This is a genomic window from Patescibacteria group bacterium, assembly GCA_028715115.1.
Classification (GTDB): Bacteria; Patescibacteriota; Patescibacteriia; order UBA2591; family UBA4787; genus JAQUSN01.
In genome coordinates, this window is the sequence record JAQUSN010000001.1 from 179,060 (window position 1) to 198,402 (window position 19,343).

Sequence of the window (19,343 nt, forward strand, 5' to 3'; positions counted from 1 at the left end):
GTTGCTCGCCGCGCTTAGCAATAAAAATATTAATCACGATAAATATGGTAAACGGAAACAAAAATAGAAAAAATCAAACTATCAAACAAAAGCCCGCTAAGGCAAAAAATCCCGAAGCGCAGCGAGTTTCGCGTTTAATTACGGCCACCGTCTTAATCGCAATTGCCATTGTGATTATTTTGGGCCTGGCCGGCGCGGCCGGACCTTTAGGAAAATATTTAGCCCTAGGATTAAAATTTATTCTAGCCTGGTCTAGCTGGTCAGTGCCGATTGCACTTTTAATTATTGCCTATAATTTAATTATTCTTCGTGAAGAGGAAAAAATCAGAAAAACCGTTTGGGTTGGCGTGATTCTTTTTGCTATTGCTCTTGCTGGTATTTTACATTTTTATTTTCTACACGATCAAACTGCCCTAAAACAACAACGTGGTGGCGGCTATCTTGGCTTTGCTTTAATCTGGTCTATGAACCAGGTGTTCGGTTTTTGGCCGAGCTTAATAATTTTAATTGCTATTTTTTTAACTAGCCTATTTTTAATCGCCACCCTCTTTGCTCATACCAAAAAATTAATTGAAGAGGCAGAAGAAGAGCCCGAAGAAGCGATCACTTCGACGGAAAAATCTTGGCTGCAAAAATTAAAAGACAAACAACAAGACAAAAAAGAAGAAAAAGAAAAAAGAGACGCGGAGAAGGCCGCGGAAAAAGCAGCTCTAATAGAAAGTATGGCCAACGAAGAAGAGGCTAAGGCCGCAGTTAGAGACGCCTTTAAACCGATTTTTCGATCGCGGCAAATAGCTCAAAAGACTGACTTGCCTCTCGATCTTTTAGAAAAAAATAGCGCCAAACCAACCAGCGGCGATATAAAAAGCAATAAACTAATTATTCAAAAAACTTTAGAAAATTTTGGCATTTCCGTGGAAATGGGCGATGTGAAGGTTGGACCAACTGTAACTCAATATACGCTTCGACCCTACGATGGCGTAAAAATTTCACAAATCACCAGCCTAAACAATGATCTGGCTCTGGCCTTAGCCGCGCATCCAATTCGCATTGAAGCGCCAATTCCCGGCAAAGCTTTAGTGGGCATCGAAGTTCCCAACCAAGGCATTGCCATTGTTAAAATCAGGGAAATGCTGGAAACAGAAGAATTTAAAAACAGAAAAAATAACACGGCTATTGCTATTGGCAAAGACGTGGCCGGACATATTTTATTTTCTGACTTAACTAAAATGCCGCACATGCTTGTGGCTGGCGCAACCGGCAGCGGCAAAACCGTCATGCTTAATTCGATTATTATCAGCTTGCTTTATGAAAATTCTCCGGATGATTTAAAGTTTATTTTCGTTGACCCAAAAAGAGTAGAGCTTTCTTTATATAACGACTTGCCCCACCTTTTAACTCCGGTTATTACTAGCGTGCCTAAAACCGTCAATGCCTTAAAATGGGCTATCGCTGAAATGGAACATCGTTTTGATGTTATGTCTGAAGCTCGCAAGCGCGACATTCAATCCTATAATCAAGATGCCGAAGAAAAAATGCCCTACATCGTCATTGTCGTCGACGAATTAGCCGATTTAATGGTTGTGGCACCGCAAGAAATAGAAACTGGCATCATCCGTCTAGCGCAAATGGCCCGCGCAACCGGCATTCACTTGGTCTTGGCCACTCAACGGCCATCAGTTGATGTCATTACTGGTTTAATTAAAGCCAACATCACTTCGCGCATTGCCTTTTCAGTGGCCTCAATGACTGACTCGCGCACCATCCTAGACTTTGCTGGCGCAGAAAAACTTTTAGGCCGTGGTGATATGTTATATGTTTCAGCCGACCTGTCAAAACCACGAAGGTTACAAGGCGCATACGTAAGTGATAAAGAAATAAAACGCGTAGTTGATTATTTAAGAAACATCCGCGAACCCAACTACCAAGCTGAAATTGTAGAAAAATCTTCTTCGATTGAAGGATTTGGTAGTGGTGACTTGGCCGAAGACGAACTTCTACCACAGGCTCGCGAAGAAGTTATCCGAGCTAAGCGTGCTTCAGCCTCGCTGCTACAAAGACGATTAAGGGTTGGTTATGCCCGCGCAGCGCGCCTATTAGATTTACTGGAGATGGAAGGAACCATTGGACCGGCCGACGGCTCAAAACCCAGAGAAATTTTAAAAAATATCCTAGCTCCCGAAGGATTAGCGGTTAAAGGAGAGCGCGAGGGCGAAGAAATGCCGCAGGAGGAAGAAAAACAATAAATACCAAATTTAAAATCCAATATTTGTTTGAAATTTATAATTTTGACATTATAGTTTATTCTTCATGCCTCACATATTTTTTGACGAAAGTGGTCAATTTACAACACATAATAATGAAAACTATTTCATCGTCGCATCTTTTACCGTCGGGAATCCCAGACGAACAGAAAAACAATTTAAATCTTGGCAGAGGAGAAAATTTCCCAAAAAACTGCGCTATCAACCAGAAATTAAATTTTCTGAAGTTGAGATTAAAGACGAACTTCGTATGGCAACTCTAAAATTTATTTCCGATCTTGATGTTAGGATTAATTTTTCCTATTTATTAAAACAAAATATTCCTGGCAATTATCATAAAAATAAAAAACTACAAAGCGGACTCTTATATACCAACATCATCGGAGAAACAGTAGAAATGTATTTGCCCTTAGCCGATAAAGAACTTCGAGTTTTTTGCGATGAACGACATTTAAAAGGAATTAAAAAACCAATATTTGAGAAAACCCTAATTAATAGATTGTTACCGCAATTACAAAAAGGTACAAATATTCAAATTGAGATGATTGATTCAAAAGAAAATGCTAATATCCAAATCGTCGATTGGATTGCCGGGGCACTAGCTGCTTTTTTGGAGAAAAAAGAACTTGGTAGCGGATTTTATCAAATCTTACAAAACAATATCTTAAAAGAAGGCAAAGAATTATTTAAAGATTATTGGAGCAATAAATATCAAAATTAAAGATAAAAACCCTGATTTGTTAACCAAGGTTTTTATCGAGAAGTAGCGTCTTATAAAATGGTTATTCTGCGGCTTAAGTCTCGGATACTCCGAGGGAACACCACAGCATTTTATAAGCTATTATTGCATACTTCTATGAGATAATAATAGCAGATTAAGCATTAAAATCAAATCAATACTGTGGAAAACTGGTGGACTTAAAATACAATAAAAATGACTAAAAAAATAAAAACAATTCTTATCACCGGCGGCTGCGGCTTTATCGGATCAAATTTCATCCGATATTTTTTGGCCAAACATTCCAACTATCGCATTATCAATTTAGATAAACTGACCTATGCCGGCCGAAAAGAAAACTTAAAAGACTTGGCAGGCCATCCGCGCTATAAATTTATCAAAGGTGATGTTTGCGATAAAAAAATCGTTGAGCTGTTAGTCAAAAAATCTGAAGAAATAATTCATTTTGCCGCTGAATCGCATGTAGATCGCTCAATCGAAGGACCGGAAACATTTTTACGCACCAATATTTTTGGCACCTATGTTTTACTTGAAGCAGCGCGCAAATACAAGATTAAAAAATTCCTTTTTATATCAACTGACGAAGTTTATGGCAGCATTAAAAGCGGAAAATTTTGTGAAACCAGCAACCTGGCCCCCAATAGCCCCTACTCGGTCTCCAAAACTAGTGCCGACCTGCTTTGCCGAGCCTATTTCAAAACATATGGACTGCCAATTTTAATTACTCGCTCTTCCAATAATTTCGGCCCGTACCAATTTCCAGAAAAGGTTATTCCTTTGTTTATCACCAATTTAATGCGTAACAAAAAAGTGCCGCTTTATGGCACAGGCAAAAACGTCCGCGACTGGATTTATGTGCTTGATAATTGCACTGGCATTGATTTTGTCAGACAGCATGGCAAATTCGGCGAAATTTATAACATCGGCGGCGGCAATGAATTGCCTAACGTTGTTTTAACTAAATCAATCTTAAAAGCTTTAAAGAAGGATAATTCTTGGATTCAACCGGTAGCCGACCGTTTAGGCCACGATTGGCGCTACGCTCTTGATTGCACAAAAATAAAAAAACTCGGTTGGCAACCAAAATATAATTTTGAAAAAGCCATTGATGAAACTATTAAATGGTATGTTAATAATCCGTGGTGGTGGAAGCCGTTAATTAAATGATTTTATGTCTCGCATTTTTATCGCCATCGCCGTTATTTTTCTCGCCCTTAGCCTTTTGGTCGCCGGGGCTTGTTTTTTGGCCAGTCGCGATACTTTAGCGCAATTTGTTCCTCAAGGAACATCTTTTTATTTACATTTTAATTTTAATCCCCTAAATAGCCAGGGACAAGCAGCCGCAAAATATTTTAATCAAAACTGGCCGCAGAAATCACTTGATCAATTATTAACCAGCGAATGGTCTTTTGTTAAGAACTATCTTAATAGAGATAAAATCGGACAAATTGATGAACTGGCTATTGCTGTTGTCGATAATCAGCCATTAATTTTAATGAGATATAAGGCTAATTATGCCAATTTTATGCCCCTGGTCTTAAACCAAAATAAGACCAATAATTATTATCAATTTTTAACGCCCACTATTTTTGTCGCTTCTAACCAAAAAACCAATCTTGGTAAGGTAAATAGGCAAACCAATAGCTGGCAAAATCAGTTTAAAAATATATCTTTAAGGTCTTTTGTTTCCGGTCGATTGCAAAGTTGGACAATTAAGGCTACGCTAGCCAAGAACGGCCTTAATTTTTATGCCTTAAATGAACAAAAGGTACACAAAGCTGACTTGCCGGAAAAAATCAACCAATTTCTAGCTTACGTTATTGCCGCGCCTCAAAACCAGGAAGAATACGTTTATTTTTTACCAAATCAATCGCAAACTTCTTTGGAACAAGTCCAAAATATTTTCCAAAGAAGACTAGCTCTCCTGTTCCCGATTAAAAAATCAAAAACCTTACCCGACAAAACTATTATCAATGAAATAGTCGCCGATCCAAGCCTTTTCAAATTCCAAAACATCACCATCGACGGACAAAATGCCTACAAACTAAATATTGATAAGGCGAAGGCTGTTGTTTTCTTGGGTCGATTTCAAAATTGCATTTTACTAAGTAATGACCAGGTTATTTTAGAAAAATTTTTAAAGCAACCCCTTCAGATTAATTTTTCTGAAGCCTTTTATTGGCAAAACCAGGCCATGGTTGTTCAGGGTCAATCTGCTAATAGCCAGAAATATCAAGGCCAAAACAGCGTCCGTGGATTAATTTACTTCAAATAGCTGTGGAAAAGGCTCTTGCTTTTTTATTAAAAAGCGTTAGAATTTAATTCTAAGATTGGTTAAGCCAAAATCTTATTTTTTTAACTTTTGATTTTTGATTTTATATCGTATGAACAAAAAATTAGCCGAAGAAATGCAGGCGTCTTTATTACAAATTAAGGCAGGCCTAGAAAAATCCATGGAAGATGTTGCTCAAAAAAGCAACCGCGTTAAGGATACTTATGAAGCCAAATTCCCGGAATATGGAACCTCTGAAGAAGAGGGTGCTGATGAAGTCTCTACTTTTATCGATCGGCTGTCTTTGGGCGAAAACATGGGCCACAATCTACAAGAAATTGATTTAGCTCTAGATAAAATTAAAAATGGCACCTATGGCATTTGTGAAGAATGCCATCGCGACATAGATCAACAAAGACTAAAGGCTATGCCGACCGCGCGCTGGTGCTTAAAGTGCAAAAATAAATTAAATAAATAAAGCCCTTTCTGCTGAAATTTTAGAACAAAGGGCGGAATCCACCAAAGCCCAAAAATTCCCGGAAAATAAATTATAAACCACCTTACTAATTAAATATTTATGTTTGAACCAGAGCTGGCGTCGGTGGATAAATCGAAAATTACTATGCGCCACAAATATCTTGGGATTAATTTAATAATCCTGGGATTTTTTGTTTTAGATAGAATTTTAAAGGCCATTTTTTTGGCTAAAAATTCACTGCTTAATTTAGGCCCGATCAATTTATCTCTGACCAAAAACCCGCAAACAGCCTTCGGCTACTTACAGCCAAGCGCTTTATTCTATATTATTATTATTATACTAATCAGCTTTTTAATTTATAAACTTTACCAAGCCTACCAATCACAAGAAATTTGGTCAATCTGGGCATATACCTTGGTAATTATCGGCGGATTTAGTAATTTACTAGATCGAATTAAATATGGCTTTGTTGTTGATTACGTTTATATTGGTCATTTGTCGTTTTTTAATTTAGCTGACCTAATGATCAGCGCCGGAATTATTGTCTTAATTATTTATTGCATCCATTCCGGTCGCTTGGCTAAAATAAAAAATAATTAATCGTAAAAAGCATTATGGAAAAAATGCATCATCAACCATTTGAAGGCACCGAAAACTGGTTTAACGAAAATCTGCCAATCTCTCAAGAACAAATGAAAGAAAGGTATGATTTTTGGGCTGGAGGCGATATTGAAGTTGAACCAGTTATAACAAAACCCCAAGAACTTTTGGCTGTTAGTCTTTTGTTAAACAAGGCTTGTTTGCCTGACATAAAAAATTTATCTTTATCAACTTTGCATCTTTTACAAAAATCTATTCGCAGCTGTTATGCCCAATCTGGTATAGAAATAATTCCAGAAATAGGTAAACTAACTCCCGAAGACATTGATAAAATAAAGGCCGGCGAAACAATTGGTTGTCCGGCTATGGTTTTAAGTCACAGCCTACGGCCCATAAATCTTAAGGGGCGGGTAATGCGCTTCTTTTGGACCAACACCGAGGCATGTTTAATAAAAAATAATTTAATCGAAACAGTTAGAGATAAAATGGCCATTAAGGGCATCGAGGGTAAAGATTGGTGGTTTGGCGAAGAAGTCATCGATGAAGAAACCAAAAGAGTCTTTGGCGAAGATGTTCCCAGGTCTAGCCAGCCGAGCGACGCACTAACCTTGTGTCTTAAAATTCAAGAAAAAAGACTGTGGTATCCGCCGGGCGATGAACCAATTAGCGTAGATAGCCGCGCCGATTTAGCTAAACATATAGAGCCAATTCCTGACGGCATAGACCCGTATTTTATAATCGGAGAGACGCCCTGGATCTCGTTTCCTAAAGATATAGTCGGCGTTTTAAATCTTGGCGCTCATGATAGAACCAGTGCCCGCCACGCTCATTCTCCTTTGATTGACCCTGGTTTTGAGGGTCCGATTCGTTTAGAACTTATAAATGGCCCTCGACATCCAGATTATGTCGAGTTGCTTATTTATCAAATAAGGAAATAAAAAGTTAAATAAAAAAGAGATCATCAATAGATCTCTTTTTTATTATAAAAAATTTATTTAAATAATAATTGGCTGGCCTTATATTTATCTTTGATAATTTTTTTAGCCATCGGGCTTAATTTTTTATAACTGCGATTAAGCTTTTCTCTCAACCATATTTCGGCCTGATTAATAGTCATTTGGTAGCGACGACTATTAAAAGCGTGATATAACAAAGAAGCAATGCAGTCAAAATGAGCCATGGAATCAGCATCAGCTAAACAGCGGGCTTCTTTGGTTAGTTTTTTAGCTAGTACGCTACCGCGATGAGTTAAAATACAATATTGGACTCGCGCGGTTTTGTCTTGAGGATAGCCTAGCTTTTTTAAAATTTTTTCCGCTAATCTGGCTCCATGAATGTGGTGATCTTTGTGCAATTTATTTGATTTAACACTGGCATAATCATGAAGCAAAGCGGCGAGCTCAACAATCTCCGCATCAGCGCCAGTTGCTCGCGCCATTAATTTAGCATATTTGACTGCTGGCAAAAAATGATAAGTCCAGGCGCTTGAGCCGGCGTAATTAGTAGGCTTTTTACAAGCCGCTTCAACGATTTTGGCTACCCTGGTGGTAATCATAATCATTTTAATAATTCTAACGCTTTATTTAATTGCGGATCTTTATCCGCATTATAATCTTCGTCGGTTAATGTAACTTTAATATCAGGCGCAATGCCGGTTTCATTTATCTGGCGATTTTTTGGCGTATACCAATAAGCAGTCGTCACTTTAATTGCCGAACCGCCGGGCAAATTGATCAGCTCTTGAACCGAACCCTTGCCAAAGGTCGTCTCGCCAACCAATGTCGCCCTACGAGCATCTTGCAGGGCACCGGCCAAAATTTCTGCCGCCGAGGCCGTCCCACCATTAACCAAGACAATCGTCTTTAAGTTAGCCAATTCGCCACGGCCCTGTGACTTATAGGTTTGAACCAGGCCTTGAGCGTCTTTAGAGGTAACAATGGTTTGACTGGGCAACCAATAACCGCCGATTTCAACTGCGCTTTCAAGATAACCGCCCGGATTATTACGCAAATCTAAAATAAGATTTTTAGGATTTTTAGCTAAAATCCCCTTAACTGCGTTGGCCGTATCTTTAACCGTATCACTGTTAAAATGAGAAATTTTTAAATAAGCGGTTGAAGTGTTCCTCATCTCCCATTCCACGGTCTTTACTTCTATTTTAGCGCGAACAATTTCTATGTCTTTAGCTTGAGGCCAACCTAATCGACCAATAGTTAAAATTACTTTGGTGCCGCTTTTGCCGCGAATCAAGCTCGAAGCATAGTCAATCGACATATCTGAAGTATCAAGATGATTAATGCCAATGATTTTATCTCCGGCTTTCAGACCAGCCTTGGCGGCTGGTGTGTTGGGTAAAGGAGCAATAACGGTCATTTGATTTTTCTTAATGCCAATTTCAATGCCAATGCCTTCGAACGACCCGGCTATTTCATTTTCGAATTTTGTCGCCGTGGCCGGATCAAGATAAACCGAATAAGGATCTTTGAGCGCGCTAACAACGCCCCTTAAACTGCCATAAAATAAATCCTGATCAGAAACCGGCTGCTTAACATAATTATTTTTTGCAATTTGCCAAACTTGCTGGAATAGGCCCGCATCTAAGCCCTTGCTCGTTAAAAATGGCAAAAGCAAAGTTGAACCAGCTGGGCTTTGTGACGAGGTATTATGTAAAATAGTCAAATAAGCGGTATAATAGCCGGCCGTTAAACCGAATACAAAAATTAGAATCAAGGTCAAAATTAATGTTCTTCTTTTCATAAATAACTAAAAAATATTTTTAAAAAAATCCCTTTTTAAAACCTAAATGCTGATAAGCCTTGTCAGTGGCCACGCGGCCGCGAGCAGTGCGATGCAAAAATCCGCTTTGAATTAAATATGGTTCATAAATTTCTTCCATGGCCTCTAGTTCTTCGCCGCAAGCAATAGCCAGCGATTTTACTCCCACCGGTCCACCTTTAAATTTTTCTATCATCACAGTTAAAATTTTTCTATCCATTGGATTAAGCCCAGCCGAATCAATCTCCAGCATCTCCAGCGCCCCATCTACTACGTTTTGATCGATAGTTTGGTGCTGGTGGACCTGGGCAAAATCACGCACCCGCTTAAGCAACCGATTGGCGATACGCGGTGTGTAGCGAGCGCGCTTGGCAATTTCTTGCGCTGCCTCATCGTCTAATTTAATACCTAAAATCTTAGCTGAACGTTTGATGATTTTTTTTATATCTTCGACTTGATAAAAATCAAGCTGATAAACTGCACCAAAACGATCTCGCAAAGGAGAAGAAAGCATCGAGGGCCGGGTGGTAGCGCCGATTAAAGTAAAACGCGGCAGGTCTAGGCGCAAAGTTTTAGCCGCCGGGCCTTTACCTAAGACCAAGTCAATGCCAAAGTCTTCCATGGCCGGATAAAGCACTTCTTCGATTACTCTATTTAAGCGATGAATCTCGTCAATAAATAAAATGTCTCCGTTGTTAAGGTTAGTCAAAATAGAAGCCAAATCTCCGGCACGCTCCAAGGCTGGACCAGAAGTAATTCTGATATTCACGTTCGTTTCTTTGGCGATAATATAGGCCATGGTCGTTTTGCCTAGACCTGGGCCACCATTTAATAAAACATGCTCAAGCGCTTGTTCGCGTTCTTTGGCTGCTTGAATAAAAATCCGCAGATTTTCTTTTATTTTTTCCTGGCCAACAAATTCACCTAGCCGTTGCGGTCTAAGATTTTGGTCCAAATTATTATCTTCGGGGGTATTAGTTGCAGAAACAATTTTTTCTTCGTCGTATTTAGCCATGAAGACACTTTAACAGAAAATCATAAAACAAGCAACCTAAAAAAATAAAAGCAGAATTGACAAAATTAAAAAACCTGCTATAATTATAATGTAAGTGTAAATCCAAAGGAGGTCCCCTAGTGCCAATGTCAGACGACGAGATAAAAGCCATGATCGATTTCTGGGGAGATACGGCTGAAGCCTTTCTCGAGAAGAAAGGCGTCCCTGAGGACGACCATGATAAGTCGTTCAAGCATGCTTTGGCTGCCGTAGCAGCCCTGGCGTGCCAGCTCGGTCCCCGACAAAGAAAGATCGGAACGCCGGAAGAAGGAGCCGTTATCTTGGCGATTCTCGATCAGCTGTGGGAAGCTTGCGCCAAACACCTCAAGAGCCCGGCCATCATCGCCGGGGCCGTGAAGGTCGTCGTAAGCAACCTGTCAGCGGTCGAGATAGCGCTTCTCTACCAGGCGAGTTCCGCCAAGTCCCAGTAGCGGATCTTCGATCGTGTACTGAAGTCACTCCGGGCGGCTCATTCGAGCCGCCCGGTTCTCTATTTAAAAATTTTTCTAAAAACAAAATCGCCAAATTTTCTTTCGGGCGATTTTGTTATCTAGCTAAATTATCAACCAAATTATTTTTCTTTCTTGTCTTTCTTTCCCAGCCCAGTGCCCGCTGGAATTAATCGACCAATAATTACGTTTTCTTTCAATCCCATTAAATTGTCCGGTCGACCGGTAATCGCGGCGTTAATTAAAACGCGAGAAGTTTCCTGGAAAGAAGCTGACGATAAGAAACTATTAGTCGAAAGTGAAACTTTAGTAATGCCCAATAGTAATTCTTTAGCCTTGGCCAATTTCTGGCCAGCCTTGGTGGCGCGGCGATTTGATTCTTCCAAGTATGATTTAGATACAACTTCGCCGGGCAATAAATCAGTATCGCCACTTTCGGAGACTAAAACGCGGGAAAACATTTGGCGAATCAAAATCTCCACGTGCTTATCATTTAAGTCCTGGCCTTGTGAAGAATAAATATACTGAATCTCTTTTAAAATATATTTTTCAACCAATTCGCGACCACAAAGCTCATAAAGCTCGTTGAGATTTAAGCTGCCGTCAGTTAATTGATCGCCCGCCTTAACTTCTTGGCCGTCTTTAACTAGCAAAGCATAACTAATACCAATGTCATATTCTTCGACGTCAATGGCCGGGTAACTAACGCGCAACACTTCGCCATCGATCTTAACTTCACCTTTATGTTTGGCGGTGATTTTTTGTTTCTTAATATCCTGACTTTTATCGGCTTTGATTTCGGCCAAAACATCGCCGCTATTCACTTTATCGCCATTTTTAACTTTTATTTGCCAGGGTTTTTCTTCTTCTAAAATATAACTGTCGTCCTTGGTGCCCTGATATTTAATTCTAATCTTTTTGCCCGTCTTGTCTTCAATAACCTGGAGACGGCCCGGGTTTCTGGCCAAAATAGCGGCTTGACGAGGTGGACGAGCTTCGAGCAATTCTTCTACCCGCGGCAAACCTTGTGTAATATCTTTTCCGGCCACACCGCCAGTATGGAAGGTTCGAAGGGTTAATTGCGTTCCAGGCTCACCAATACTTTGGGCAGCCACAATGCCGACCGGCGTACCAATCTTAACTAATTCATTAAAACCCAAGTCATAGCCATAACACATCGCGCAAGCTCCTTCATGGGCCTTACAGGTTAGAACAGACCTAACCTTAGCTTCGGCCAAATCTAATTTTTTGATTTCTTTTACTTTAGCCGAATCAATTAATTCGCCGGCCTTAAAGGCAACTTTTTTCGTATTAGGATCTGTAATATTACTAGCTAAAACTCGGCCCAATAAACGTTCAGCTAGGCTCTCTCCCATTTCTTCCGACTCTTTTTTGGTTAAAGTAATGCCCTGTTTGTCTCCGCAGTCTTCTTCACGAATAACCACGTCTTGCGAGACATCAACCATACGCCTGGTCAAATAACCAGCGCTGGCGGTTCTTAGGGCCGTATCAGACGTACCCTTACGGGCACCGTGAGTAGAAATAAAATATTCTAATTCATTGAAACCTTCTTTATAAGAACTCTTAATCGGCAACTCGATTAAGCGGCCTGTCGGAGACGAAACAATGCCCTTCATACCAAGCATTTGAGTTAATTGCGTCCAAGAACCCCGAGCGCCCGACTCAATCATACTTAAAACCGAACCATATGGATCAAGAGTTTTGCGGCAAAGATTGGTAATTTTATCTTTGACTTGCATCCAAGTTTCAATATTTTTCATATAACGTTCATCTTCGGCCAGTAGCCCCATTTCATATTGATGTTGAATCTCGTCAATTCTTTTCTCGGCGGCTTCGAGGATCTCTTTTTTGCCTGGAATATCCGGCAAGTCGTCCATACCCCAGGACAAGCCTGACTCGGTCAAATATTTCAAAGTTAATTCTTTAATATCATCTAATAAGTCTACTGTTCTTTCTTGGCCGTATTTTTCCATACACTTCATAATCAGTTCTTTTAAAACTTTTTTATCAACCACTTTGTCTAAGTTATAAACATCGGTCGGAAAAATGGAATTGAAAATCAAACGGCCAATGCTGATTTCTTTAATCTCTTTGCCAAAACGAATTTTTACTTTTTCTTGTAGATTAATTTTTTTCAAATCATAAGCAATCTGCGCTTGACCAACGTCGGAAAAAACTTTAATTTTATCAGCTGGCTGAATGTCGCGAATAGTCGTTAAATACCAAGCACCCCAAACCATGTCCTTAGATGGCACAACGATCGGTTCACCGGTGGCCGGTTTTAATAAGTTCTTAGATGATAAAATTATGTCCGCCGCTTCTTTGACGCCTTGCTCGGTAATTGGCACATGCACGGCCATTTGGTCGCCGTCAAAGTCGGCGTTAAAGGCCGCGCAAACTAAAGGATGAATTTGGATGGCCTTGCCTTCAATTAAAACTGGCTTAAAGGCCTGAACTGAAAGGCGATGTAAAGTTGGCGCACGATTTAAAAATACGTAAGCCCCTTTAATGATTTCTTCTAAAATATCCCAGACTTCTTTAGCGCCTGATTCTATATAACGATTGGCACTGCGGACATTGTGAACAATGCCTTGTTTAATAAGCTGAGAAACAACAAATGGTCTGAATAATTCCACTGCCATAATCTTTGGCAGGCCGCATTGATATAATTTTAAGTGCGGACCAACCACGATAACGCTGCGGCCAGAATAGTCAACGCGTTTACCAAGCAAGTTTTGACGGAAACGACCTTCTTTCCCCTTTAAGATATCGGCTAAAGATTTTAAAGATCTTCGTTGGCCGGTCGAAGCGATAACGGTTTTACCAGATCTCATTTCGTTATCAATTAAAGCATCAACTGCTTCTTGTAACATTCTTTTTTCGTTGCGCAAAATAACTTCCGGCGCATGTAAATCTTTTAATCTTTTTAAACGATTATTGCGGTTAATGACGCGGCGGTATAAATCATTCAAATCAGAAGAAGCAAATCGTCCACCGTCTAGCTGGACCATTGGTCTTAAGTCCGGCGGAATAACTGGGATAACATTCATAATCATCCACTCTGGTTTAATGTTCTGGGCTACCAAATTTTTAATTAATTTTAGCCGTTGGATAATTTTTTTCTTTTTAGCCAAAAGCAACGTTCTCTTTTTTCGTTTTTCAAGATCAACTACCATGGTTTTTAAGTCGAGCTTTCGCAACATTTTAAGCAAGGATTCGGCGCCAATGCCGGCTTCAAATAAATGACCATATTTCAGCGAAAGGTCGCGATATTTTATTTCTGAAATAATGTTACCGACCTCGATTTCTTCGATTTCTTTTTTAACTGTTTGATATTGTTTAGTGAATTCTTCTGATTGTTTATTAAAATCATTCACCTTGTCGCCAAGTTCTTTTTTTAATAATTTCTTTTTGGTTTTGAATTCGTCTTCCAGCTGAGACTTAATTTCCTTTTTTAATTCTTCTTTCACGTCCGTAATGATAAAGTTCGCGAAGTAAACAACTTTTTCTAGGGCCTGGCCGGAAAGGTCGAGCAATAAACCAATGCGCGAAGGAATGCTGCGTAAAAACCAAATGTGAGTAACTGGCGCAGCCAAAGTAATGTGCCCCATTCTCTCGCGGCGAACCAAAGATCTGGTTACTTCTACGCCACAGCGGTCGCAAACAATACCTCTAAATCTGACTTTTTTGTATTTGCCGCAAGAACACTCCCAATCTTTAACCGGGCCGAAAATCTTTTCGCAAAACAAACCTTCTCTCTCAGGTTTTTGCGTACGATAATTAATGGTCTCAGGCAAAAGAACTTCGCCATAAGACCAAGCTAAAATATCCTGCGGAGAGGCTAATCTCAGTCTAATAGCGTCGAAATTAATCATGGGCCGAGCCATTTCGGTCGGGAGAATTAATGTTTTTGTTGAACCTGGTAATGACATATAATTATAATTTCTAATTTTTAATTTTCAATTATTAATTATTTTTTATTTTCCGATTCGTTTAGGCCGATTTTTTTACCGTCTTTCATTAATTCAACGTTTAATCCCAGACCTTTTAATTCGCGGACTAAAACGCTAAATGATTCTGGCAGGTTAATTTCTTTAATTGGCTCGCCCCGAATAATCGATTCGTAGGCCCGAGTACGTCCCGGCACATCATCTGATTTAATCGTTAACATTTCTTGTAAAGTATAAGCCGCGCCATAGCCTTCGAGCGCCCAGACTTCCATTTCACCAAAACGTTGGCCGCCAAATTGCGCCTTACCGCCCAACGGCTGCTGGGTAATAAGTGAATATGGACCAATCGAACGTTGATGAATTTTATCTTCAACAAGGTGATTTAGTTTCATCATATAAATATAACCAACAGTAGTTTTTTCTTTAAACGGCTCCCCGTTTCGGCCATCGTAAAGTGTAATTTTCCCTGATTGTGGAAAATTAATTTTCTTAAGTTCCTGTTTAATCATTTCTTCGGTCACACCGGCTAGGGCAGGTGAAGCGGCTTTATAGCCCAACTTTTTGGCGGCAATGCCGAGGTGGGTTTCTAAAATTTGACCAAGATTCATTCTGGAGACCACGCCAAGCGGATTTAAAATAATATCAACCGGCGTACCATCGGCTAAATAAGGCATATCTTCTTCGGCAACTACGCGAGAAACCACGCCCTTATTGCCGTGACGCCCGGCCATTTTATCGCCAACCTGAATTTTTCTTAGATCAGCCACCAAAATTTGGATTGATTTGGTCACGCCTGAGGATAGTTTATCGCCTTGCTCTCGCGAGAAAATTTTCACACCGATAACTTTGCCATGCTCGCCGTGTTCAAGATATAAAGATGAGTCGCGTACATCTTTGGCTTTTTCTCCAAAAATAGCGCGCAATAATTTCTCTTCAGCTGATAGTTCGGTTTCGCCCTTGGGCGTAATCTTGCCGACTAAAATATCGCCAGACTTTACTTCCGCGCCTACGTAAACGATTCCTTCTTCGTCAAGATTTTTTAATTTTTCTTCGCCGACGTTTGGTATGTCGCGAGCAATCATCTCTGGACCAAGCTTTGTTTCGCGAACCTCAACAACGTGTTCGTCAATGTGAATTGAACTTAAAATATGATCTTTGACTAAGCGCGAAGAAATTAAAATCGCGTCTTCATAGTTTCCACCCTCCCAAGACATAAACGCGACTAAAATATTGGTTCCCAATGCTAATTCTCCTTGGTCGGTAGAAGCGCCATCGGCTAAGACATCACCGCGCTTAACGTTTTGTCCTTTATGGACAACTGGCGCTTGTGAAAAACAAGTATCGGCGTTGGAACGAATAAATTTTTCTAACTCATAAACGTCTTCGCCGCCGGCGTTTCTTTTAACTACAACATGGGCGCCATCAACTTCGCTGACCTCGCCCGCTTCTTTGACTAAAATAACGTGACCAGTGTCGCGAGCAACCTTACCCTCAATGCCAGTACCAACCAAAGGTGACTCCGGTTTAATCAAAGGCACGGCCTGTCTTTGCATATTAGAACCCATAAGCGCGCGAGTAGCGTCGTCATGCTCAAGAAAAGGAATTAAAGAGGTGGCCACACTGACAATCTGATTAGGAGCCACGTCAATGTAATCTACTTCTTTGGCAGAACAAAAGCCGGGACGACCGTAAATTCGTCCCTCTACTCTGGTGTCAATAATTCTGCCTTTGTCGTCTGATTGGGTTGAAAAAGAAGCAATAATATGTCTTTCTTCTTCTAGAGCGTTTAAATAAACTACTTCTTCAGTTAGTTGCCCGTTTTTTACTTTGCGATAGGGTGTTTCGATAAAGCCATATTCATTGAGCCGCGCGTAACAAGACAAGTGTCCGACTAAACCGACGTTCGGGCCTTCTGGAGTAGCAATCGGACAAATGCGGCCATAGTAAGTGCGGTGCACGTCGCGAATTTCGAAACCGGCTCTTTCTTTGGCTAAACCGCCCGGACCAGTAACGGTCAAACGACGTTTATGTTCCAGCTCGGCCAAAGGATTAATCTGGTCCATAAATTGTGATAGTTGGCTGGACATAAAAAACTCTCGAATGACACCGACTATCGGGCGCGAATTAATTAATTGATTGGGTGCCAAATCGCGAACATCAATTGTACTCATTCTGTCGCGAATAATTCTTTGCAGTCTCATCATGCCTACGCGCATGCGACTTTGGGTTAATTCACCCGCGGCGCGAATGCGGCGGTTAGACAAATGATCAATATCGTCCGGCTCTTCTTGAGCAATATTTAAACGAATAATTTCTGACATAATAGCCACTAAGTCTTCTGGCTGTAAAACTCTAGCCTCGACTTCTTTGACTTGTTTAGAAAAAGGCCACTTACCCTGTTCGGCTAATAATTTATAACGCTGATTAATTTTATAACGACCAACTGCTGATAAATCATATCTGTTAGAATTAAAAAACATCGCCTGGATTAATGATTTAGCATTATCTGGTGTAGCTAATTCTCCTGGGCGGATTTTGCGATAAATTTCAATCAAGCCTTCATCTTCGGAAGCAGAAGGATCTTTCTCTATGGTTGAATTCATGTATTTAACATCTGGATCAATGTCTAATTTTTTGAATAAATCTAGAATTTCCTGGTCGCTACCAAAGCCAAAGGCGCGTAAAAGCGAAGTGGCAACCGCCTTGCGCTGTCTATCAATACGCACCCAAATAACGTGATTGGCGTCGGTTTCAAATTCAAGCCAAGCGCCTCGTTCGGGGATAATCTTGGCGCCATAAAAAAACCGCCCGCGAATGTTTTCTCTTGTGAAATACACGCCGGGCGATCTAATGAGCTGATTTACGATAACTCGCTCAATGCCATTGATAATAAAGGTGCCTCGATCAGTCATCAAAGGAATATCTCCAAAATAGACCTCTTGGTCTACTTTTTTGCCGCTTTTCTTATTGATTAGGCGGGCCTTTACTTTTAGGGCCGCTTCATAAGTAAGATTACGGGCCTTGGAAACTCGTTCGTCGAATTTGGGTTCATCTAAATAACAATCAAGAAGGTGGAGTTCTAAGTTTCGGCCAACGAAATCAGTAATAGGCGAGAACTCGCGCAATAATTCTTTTAGTCCCCTTTTTAAAAACCACTGATAGGAGTTTTTCTGGACTTCGACTAAGTCCGGAAGTTGGGTTGTTTTGAAAGGCGCAAGAAAAGTTCTCATAAAATATATTTAAAATGAATTATGAATAATTTTTATAAGCAGCAAAAATTCCTCTCGCCACAAAATGAGCTGAGAGGTTTGAAGTAGTTTTAATTGTTTACCTAGAAAAATACATTTAGGGCGAAACGTTCGCTAAACGATTAATATTTTCTAGAAAACCTAGAAAATAGACTACTAGGTCAGTGCTATATATTTTAGTGATTTTTACTTATTTGTCAAGCTAGAATGTCGAGTTTTCCACAGATTTTCCGACCCTTAGGCCATAAACCCTTGAAAAATTTATTATTTTTGATAGACTAAGATTCTATAATAATCAACCGAAAAGATTAAGAAATTTAATTAGCCCTTAATCTTTGGCCGGTTATTAAAATTATTATATAAAGAGGACAATATTTAATATGCCTACAAAATTAAAAAGCAAAACCGACCACGATATATCTGAAGCTTCGGATATTAATTTCCCGAAAATAAACGATTTATTGGAAGGAACGGTGGTCGAAATTAAAAGAAATGAAGTCTACCTTGATTTAAGCGGTTCAGCAACCGGTTTGGTTCGCGGCCCGGAACTAGAAGATGAGTTAGGTGAATATTCTAATTTAAAAGTTGGCGACCAGGTAATGGCCACTGTTATTGATACTGATAACGAAAAAGGCTTGGTAGAGCTATCTTTCCGTCATGCCGGCCACATCAAGGCCTGGAAAAAACTCCAGGAAATCATGAGTGAAAAGAATTTAATCGAGGTAAAAGTAACGGGCGCTAATGCCGGTGGATTAATCATTCAATACGGCAAATTAAACGGATTTCTGCCCACCTCGCAGCTAGGATTTGATCATTTTCCTCGTGTAGAAAATGGCGACCGCAATAAAATCTTAGAAATTCTTAAAAAGTACGTTAATCAAACCTTTAAGGTTAAAATCATTGGTCTGTCTGAAGAAGAAAACAAGCTTATTGTAAGCGAAAAAGAAGTGGCCAAAACAGCCAGGGGCGGCAAAGAATTTAAAATCGGAGACCAAGTTGAAGGAGAAGTCCAGGGATTGGTAGATTTTGGCGCTTTTATTAAATTTGACGGCCAAGAAGGCCTGTGCCACATATCAGAAATTGCTTGGCGACGACTTGATCATCCGTCAGACATCTTAAAAATTCACGATAAGGTCAAAGCTGAAATTATCGGTATGGAAGACGGTCGATTTTCGCTCTCCATTAAAAAACTATTACCCGATCCTTGGTCGAAAATAAACGAAAAGTATAAAATTGGACAAGGAGTTGATTGTAAGATCTTAAAAATTAATCCCTTCGGTTTCTTTGTTGAACTTGACCCGGAAATCCACGGCTTGGTCCATGTCTCCGAGTTTCCTGACGATCAAAAAGATCCGTCAAAACTAGCCAAGGTTGGTGATATAATGAAGTTTCGAATAATTTCTATTGAACCCGAAGATCACCGCCTAGGATTAAGCCTGAAAGACCTTAAAGAATAAAACGGTTTAATCTCTTTAAAGATATTGACTTTGCTC

13 protein-coding genes and 1 pseudogene are annotated in these 19,343 nt (G+C 40.0%); 9 read left to right on the forward strand and 5 right to left on the reverse strand.

Annotated elements, in window-relative coordinates; translation table 11 throughout:
* Positions 1-44: 44 nt before the first annotated feature.
* From PHV78_00900 to PHV78_00930, 7 genes and pseudogenes are all read left to right on the forward strand, one after another.
* Positions 45-2,246 (forward strand): DNA translocase FtsK 4TM domain-containing protein, encoded by a 2,202-nt coding sequence (locus PHV78_00900; protein MDD5395806.1) that lies wholly within the window; start codon positions 45-47, stop codon positions 2,244-2,246.
* A gap of 64 nt (positions 2,247-2,310) precedes the next feature.
* The gene (locus PHV78_00905) at positions 2,311-2,985 is read left to right on the forward strand and encodes a DUF3800 domain-containing protein (GenBank protein MDD5395807.1); all 675 of its coding nucleotides are present in this window, start codon (positions 2,311-2,313) and stop codon (positions 2,983-2,985) included.
* Between the two features lie 213 nt (positions 2,986-3,198).
* The gene (gene rfbB, locus PHV78_00910) at positions 3,199-4,170 is read left to right on the forward strand and encodes a dTDP-glucose 4,6-dehydratase (GenBank protein MDD5395808.1); all 972 of its coding nucleotides are present in this window, start codon (positions 3,199-3,201) and stop codon (positions 4,168-4,170) included.
* A gap of 4 nt (positions 4,171-4,174) precedes the next feature.
* Entirely contained in the window at positions 4,175-5,278 is a 1,104-nt protein-coding gene (locus PHV78_00915) for a hypothetical protein (GenBank protein MDD5395809.1), read from the forward strand.
* Between the two features lie 325 nt (positions 5,279-5,603).
* Positions 5,604-5,753: pseudogene (locus PHV78_00920) on the forward strand (TraR/DksA C4-type zinc finger protein).
* Positions 5,754-5,852: 99 nt separating this feature from the next.
* Positions 5,853-6,353, forward strand: coding sequence for a signal peptidase II (locus PHV78_00925; GenBank protein ID MDD5395810.1), 501 nt, complete (start codon positions 5,853-5,855; stop codon positions 6,351-6,353).
* A gap of 14 nt (positions 6,354-6,367) precedes the next feature.
* Positions 6,368-7,291 (forward strand): hypothetical protein, encoded by a 924-nt coding sequence (locus PHV78_00930; protein MDD5395811.1) that lies wholly within the window; start codon positions 6,368-6,370, stop codon positions 7,289-7,291.
* Between the two features lie 53 nt (positions 7,292-7,344).
* On the opposite strand, the gene PHV78_00935 is transcribed toward PHV78_00930, so the two are convergent.
* The 3 genes from PHV78_00935 to ruvB are packed head-to-tail and all read right to left on the reverse strand — an operon-like array spanning position 7,345 to position 10,143.
* Positions 7,345-7,914 carry an HD domain-containing protein gene (locus tag PHV78_00935; GenBank protein MDD5395812.1) on the reverse strand — a complete coding sequence of 190 codons (570 nt, stop codon included), beginning with the start codon at positions 7,912-7,914 and terminating at the stop codon, positions 7,345-7,347.
* Positions 7,911-9,110, reverse strand: a complete 1,200-nt coding sequence (locus PHV78_00940; GenBank protein MDD5395813.1) for a S41 family peptidase — start codon at positions 9,108-9,110, stop codon at positions 7,911-7,913. The genes PHV78_00935 and PHV78_00940 overlap by 4 nt, the downstream gene beginning before the upstream one ends.
* 19 nt (positions 9,111-9,129) lie before the next feature.
* On the reverse strand, positions 9,130-10,143 hold the full coding sequence (gene ruvB, locus PHV78_00945) for a Holliday junction branch migration DNA helicase RuvB (protein MDD5395814.1): 1,014 nt from the start codon (positions 10,141-10,143) through the stop codon (positions 9,130-9,132).
* A gap of 125 nt (positions 10,144-10,268) precedes the next feature.
* Between ruvB and PHV78_00950 the strand changes: the two genes are divergently transcribed.
* Positions 10,269-10,613, forward strand: coding sequence for a hypothetical protein (locus PHV78_00950; protein MDD5395815.1), 345 nt, complete (start codon positions 10,269-10,271; stop codon positions 10,611-10,613).
* A gap of 140 nt (positions 10,614-10,753) precedes the next feature.
* Here the strand turns inward: PHV78_00950 and rpoC are convergent, their stop codons facing one another.
* Together rpoC and rpoB are read right to left on the reverse strand one after the other, a co-directional pair.
* On the reverse strand, positions 10,754-14,584 hold the full coding sequence (gene rpoC / locus PHV78_00955) for a DNA-directed RNA polymerase subunit beta' (protein ID MDD5395816.1): 3,831 nt from the start codon (positions 14,582-14,584) through the stop codon (positions 10,754-10,756).
* A gap of 38 nt (positions 14,585-14,622) precedes the next feature.
* A complete protein-coding gene (gene rpoB / locus PHV78_00960) occupies positions 14,623-17,832 on the reverse strand; it encodes a DNA-directed RNA polymerase subunit beta (protein MDD5395817.1) in 3,210 nt (1,069 codons plus the stop codon).
* Positions 17,833-18,230: 398 nt separating this feature from the next.
* Between rpoB and PHV78_00965 the strand changes: the two genes are divergently transcribed.
* The gene (locus PHV78_00965; GenBank protein ID MDD5395818.1) at positions 18,231-19,307 is read left to right on the forward strand and encodes a S1 RNA-binding domain-containing protein; all 1,077 of its coding nucleotides are present in this window, start codon (positions 18,231-18,233) and stop codon (positions 19,305-19,307) included.
* The last annotated feature ends 36 nt before the right edge of the window (positions 19,308-19,343 follow it).

What these genes read in the sequence shown, in the direction of transcription:
- PHV78_00900 (MDD5395806.1), top strand. Translation starts at nt 45, where the DNA reads ATGGTAAACGGAAACAAAAATAGAAAAAATCAAACTATCAAACAAAAG.
- PHV78_00905 (MDD5395807.1), top strand. Translation starts at nt 2,311, where the DNA reads ATGCCTCACATATTTTTTGACGAAAGTGGTCAATTTACAACACATAAT.
- rfbB (MDD5395808.1), top strand. Translation starts at nt 3,199, where the DNA reads ATGACTAAAAAAATAAAAACAATTCTTATCACCGGCGGCTGCGGCTTT.
- PHV78_00915 (MDD5395809.1), top strand. Translation starts at nt 4,175, where the DNA reads ATGTCTCGCATTTTTATCGCCATCGCCGTTATTTTTCTCGCCCTTAGC.
- PHV78_00925 (MDD5395810.1), top strand. Translation starts at nt 5,853, where the DNA reads ATGTTTGAACCAGAGCTGGCGTCGGTGGATAAATCGAAAATTACTATG.
- PHV78_00930 (MDD5395811.1), top strand. Translation starts at nt 6,368, where the DNA reads ATGGAAAAAATGCATCATCAACCATTTGAAGGCACCGAAAACTGGTTT.
- PHV78_00935 (MDD5395812.1), bottom strand. Translation starts at nt 7,914, where the DNA reads ATGATTATGATTACCACCAGGGTAGCCAAAATCGTTGAAGCGGCTTGT.
- PHV78_00940 (MDD5395813.1), bottom strand. Translation starts at nt 9,110, where the DNA reads ATGAAAAGAAGAACATTAATTTTGACCTTGATTCTAATTTTTGTATTC.
- ruvB (MDD5395814.1), bottom strand. Translation starts at nt 10,143, where the DNA reads ATGGCTAAATACGACGAAGAAAAAATTGTTTCTGCAACTAATACCCCC.
- PHV78_00950 (MDD5395815.1), top strand. Translation starts at nt 10,269, where the DNA reads ATGTCAGACGACGAGATAAAAGCCATGATCGATTTCTGGGGAGATACG.
- rpoC (MDD5395816.1), bottom strand. Translation starts at nt 14,584, where the DNA reads ATGTCATTACCAGGTTCAACAAAAACATTAATTCTCCCGACCGAAATG.
- rpoB (MDD5395817.1), bottom strand. Translation starts at nt 17,832, where the DNA reads ATGAGAACTTTTCTTGCGCCTTTCAAAACAACCCAACTTCCGGACTTA.
- PHV78_00965 (MDD5395818.1), top strand. Translation starts at nt 18,231, where the DNA reads ATGCCTACAAAATTAAAAAGCAAAACCGACCACGATATATCTGAAGCT.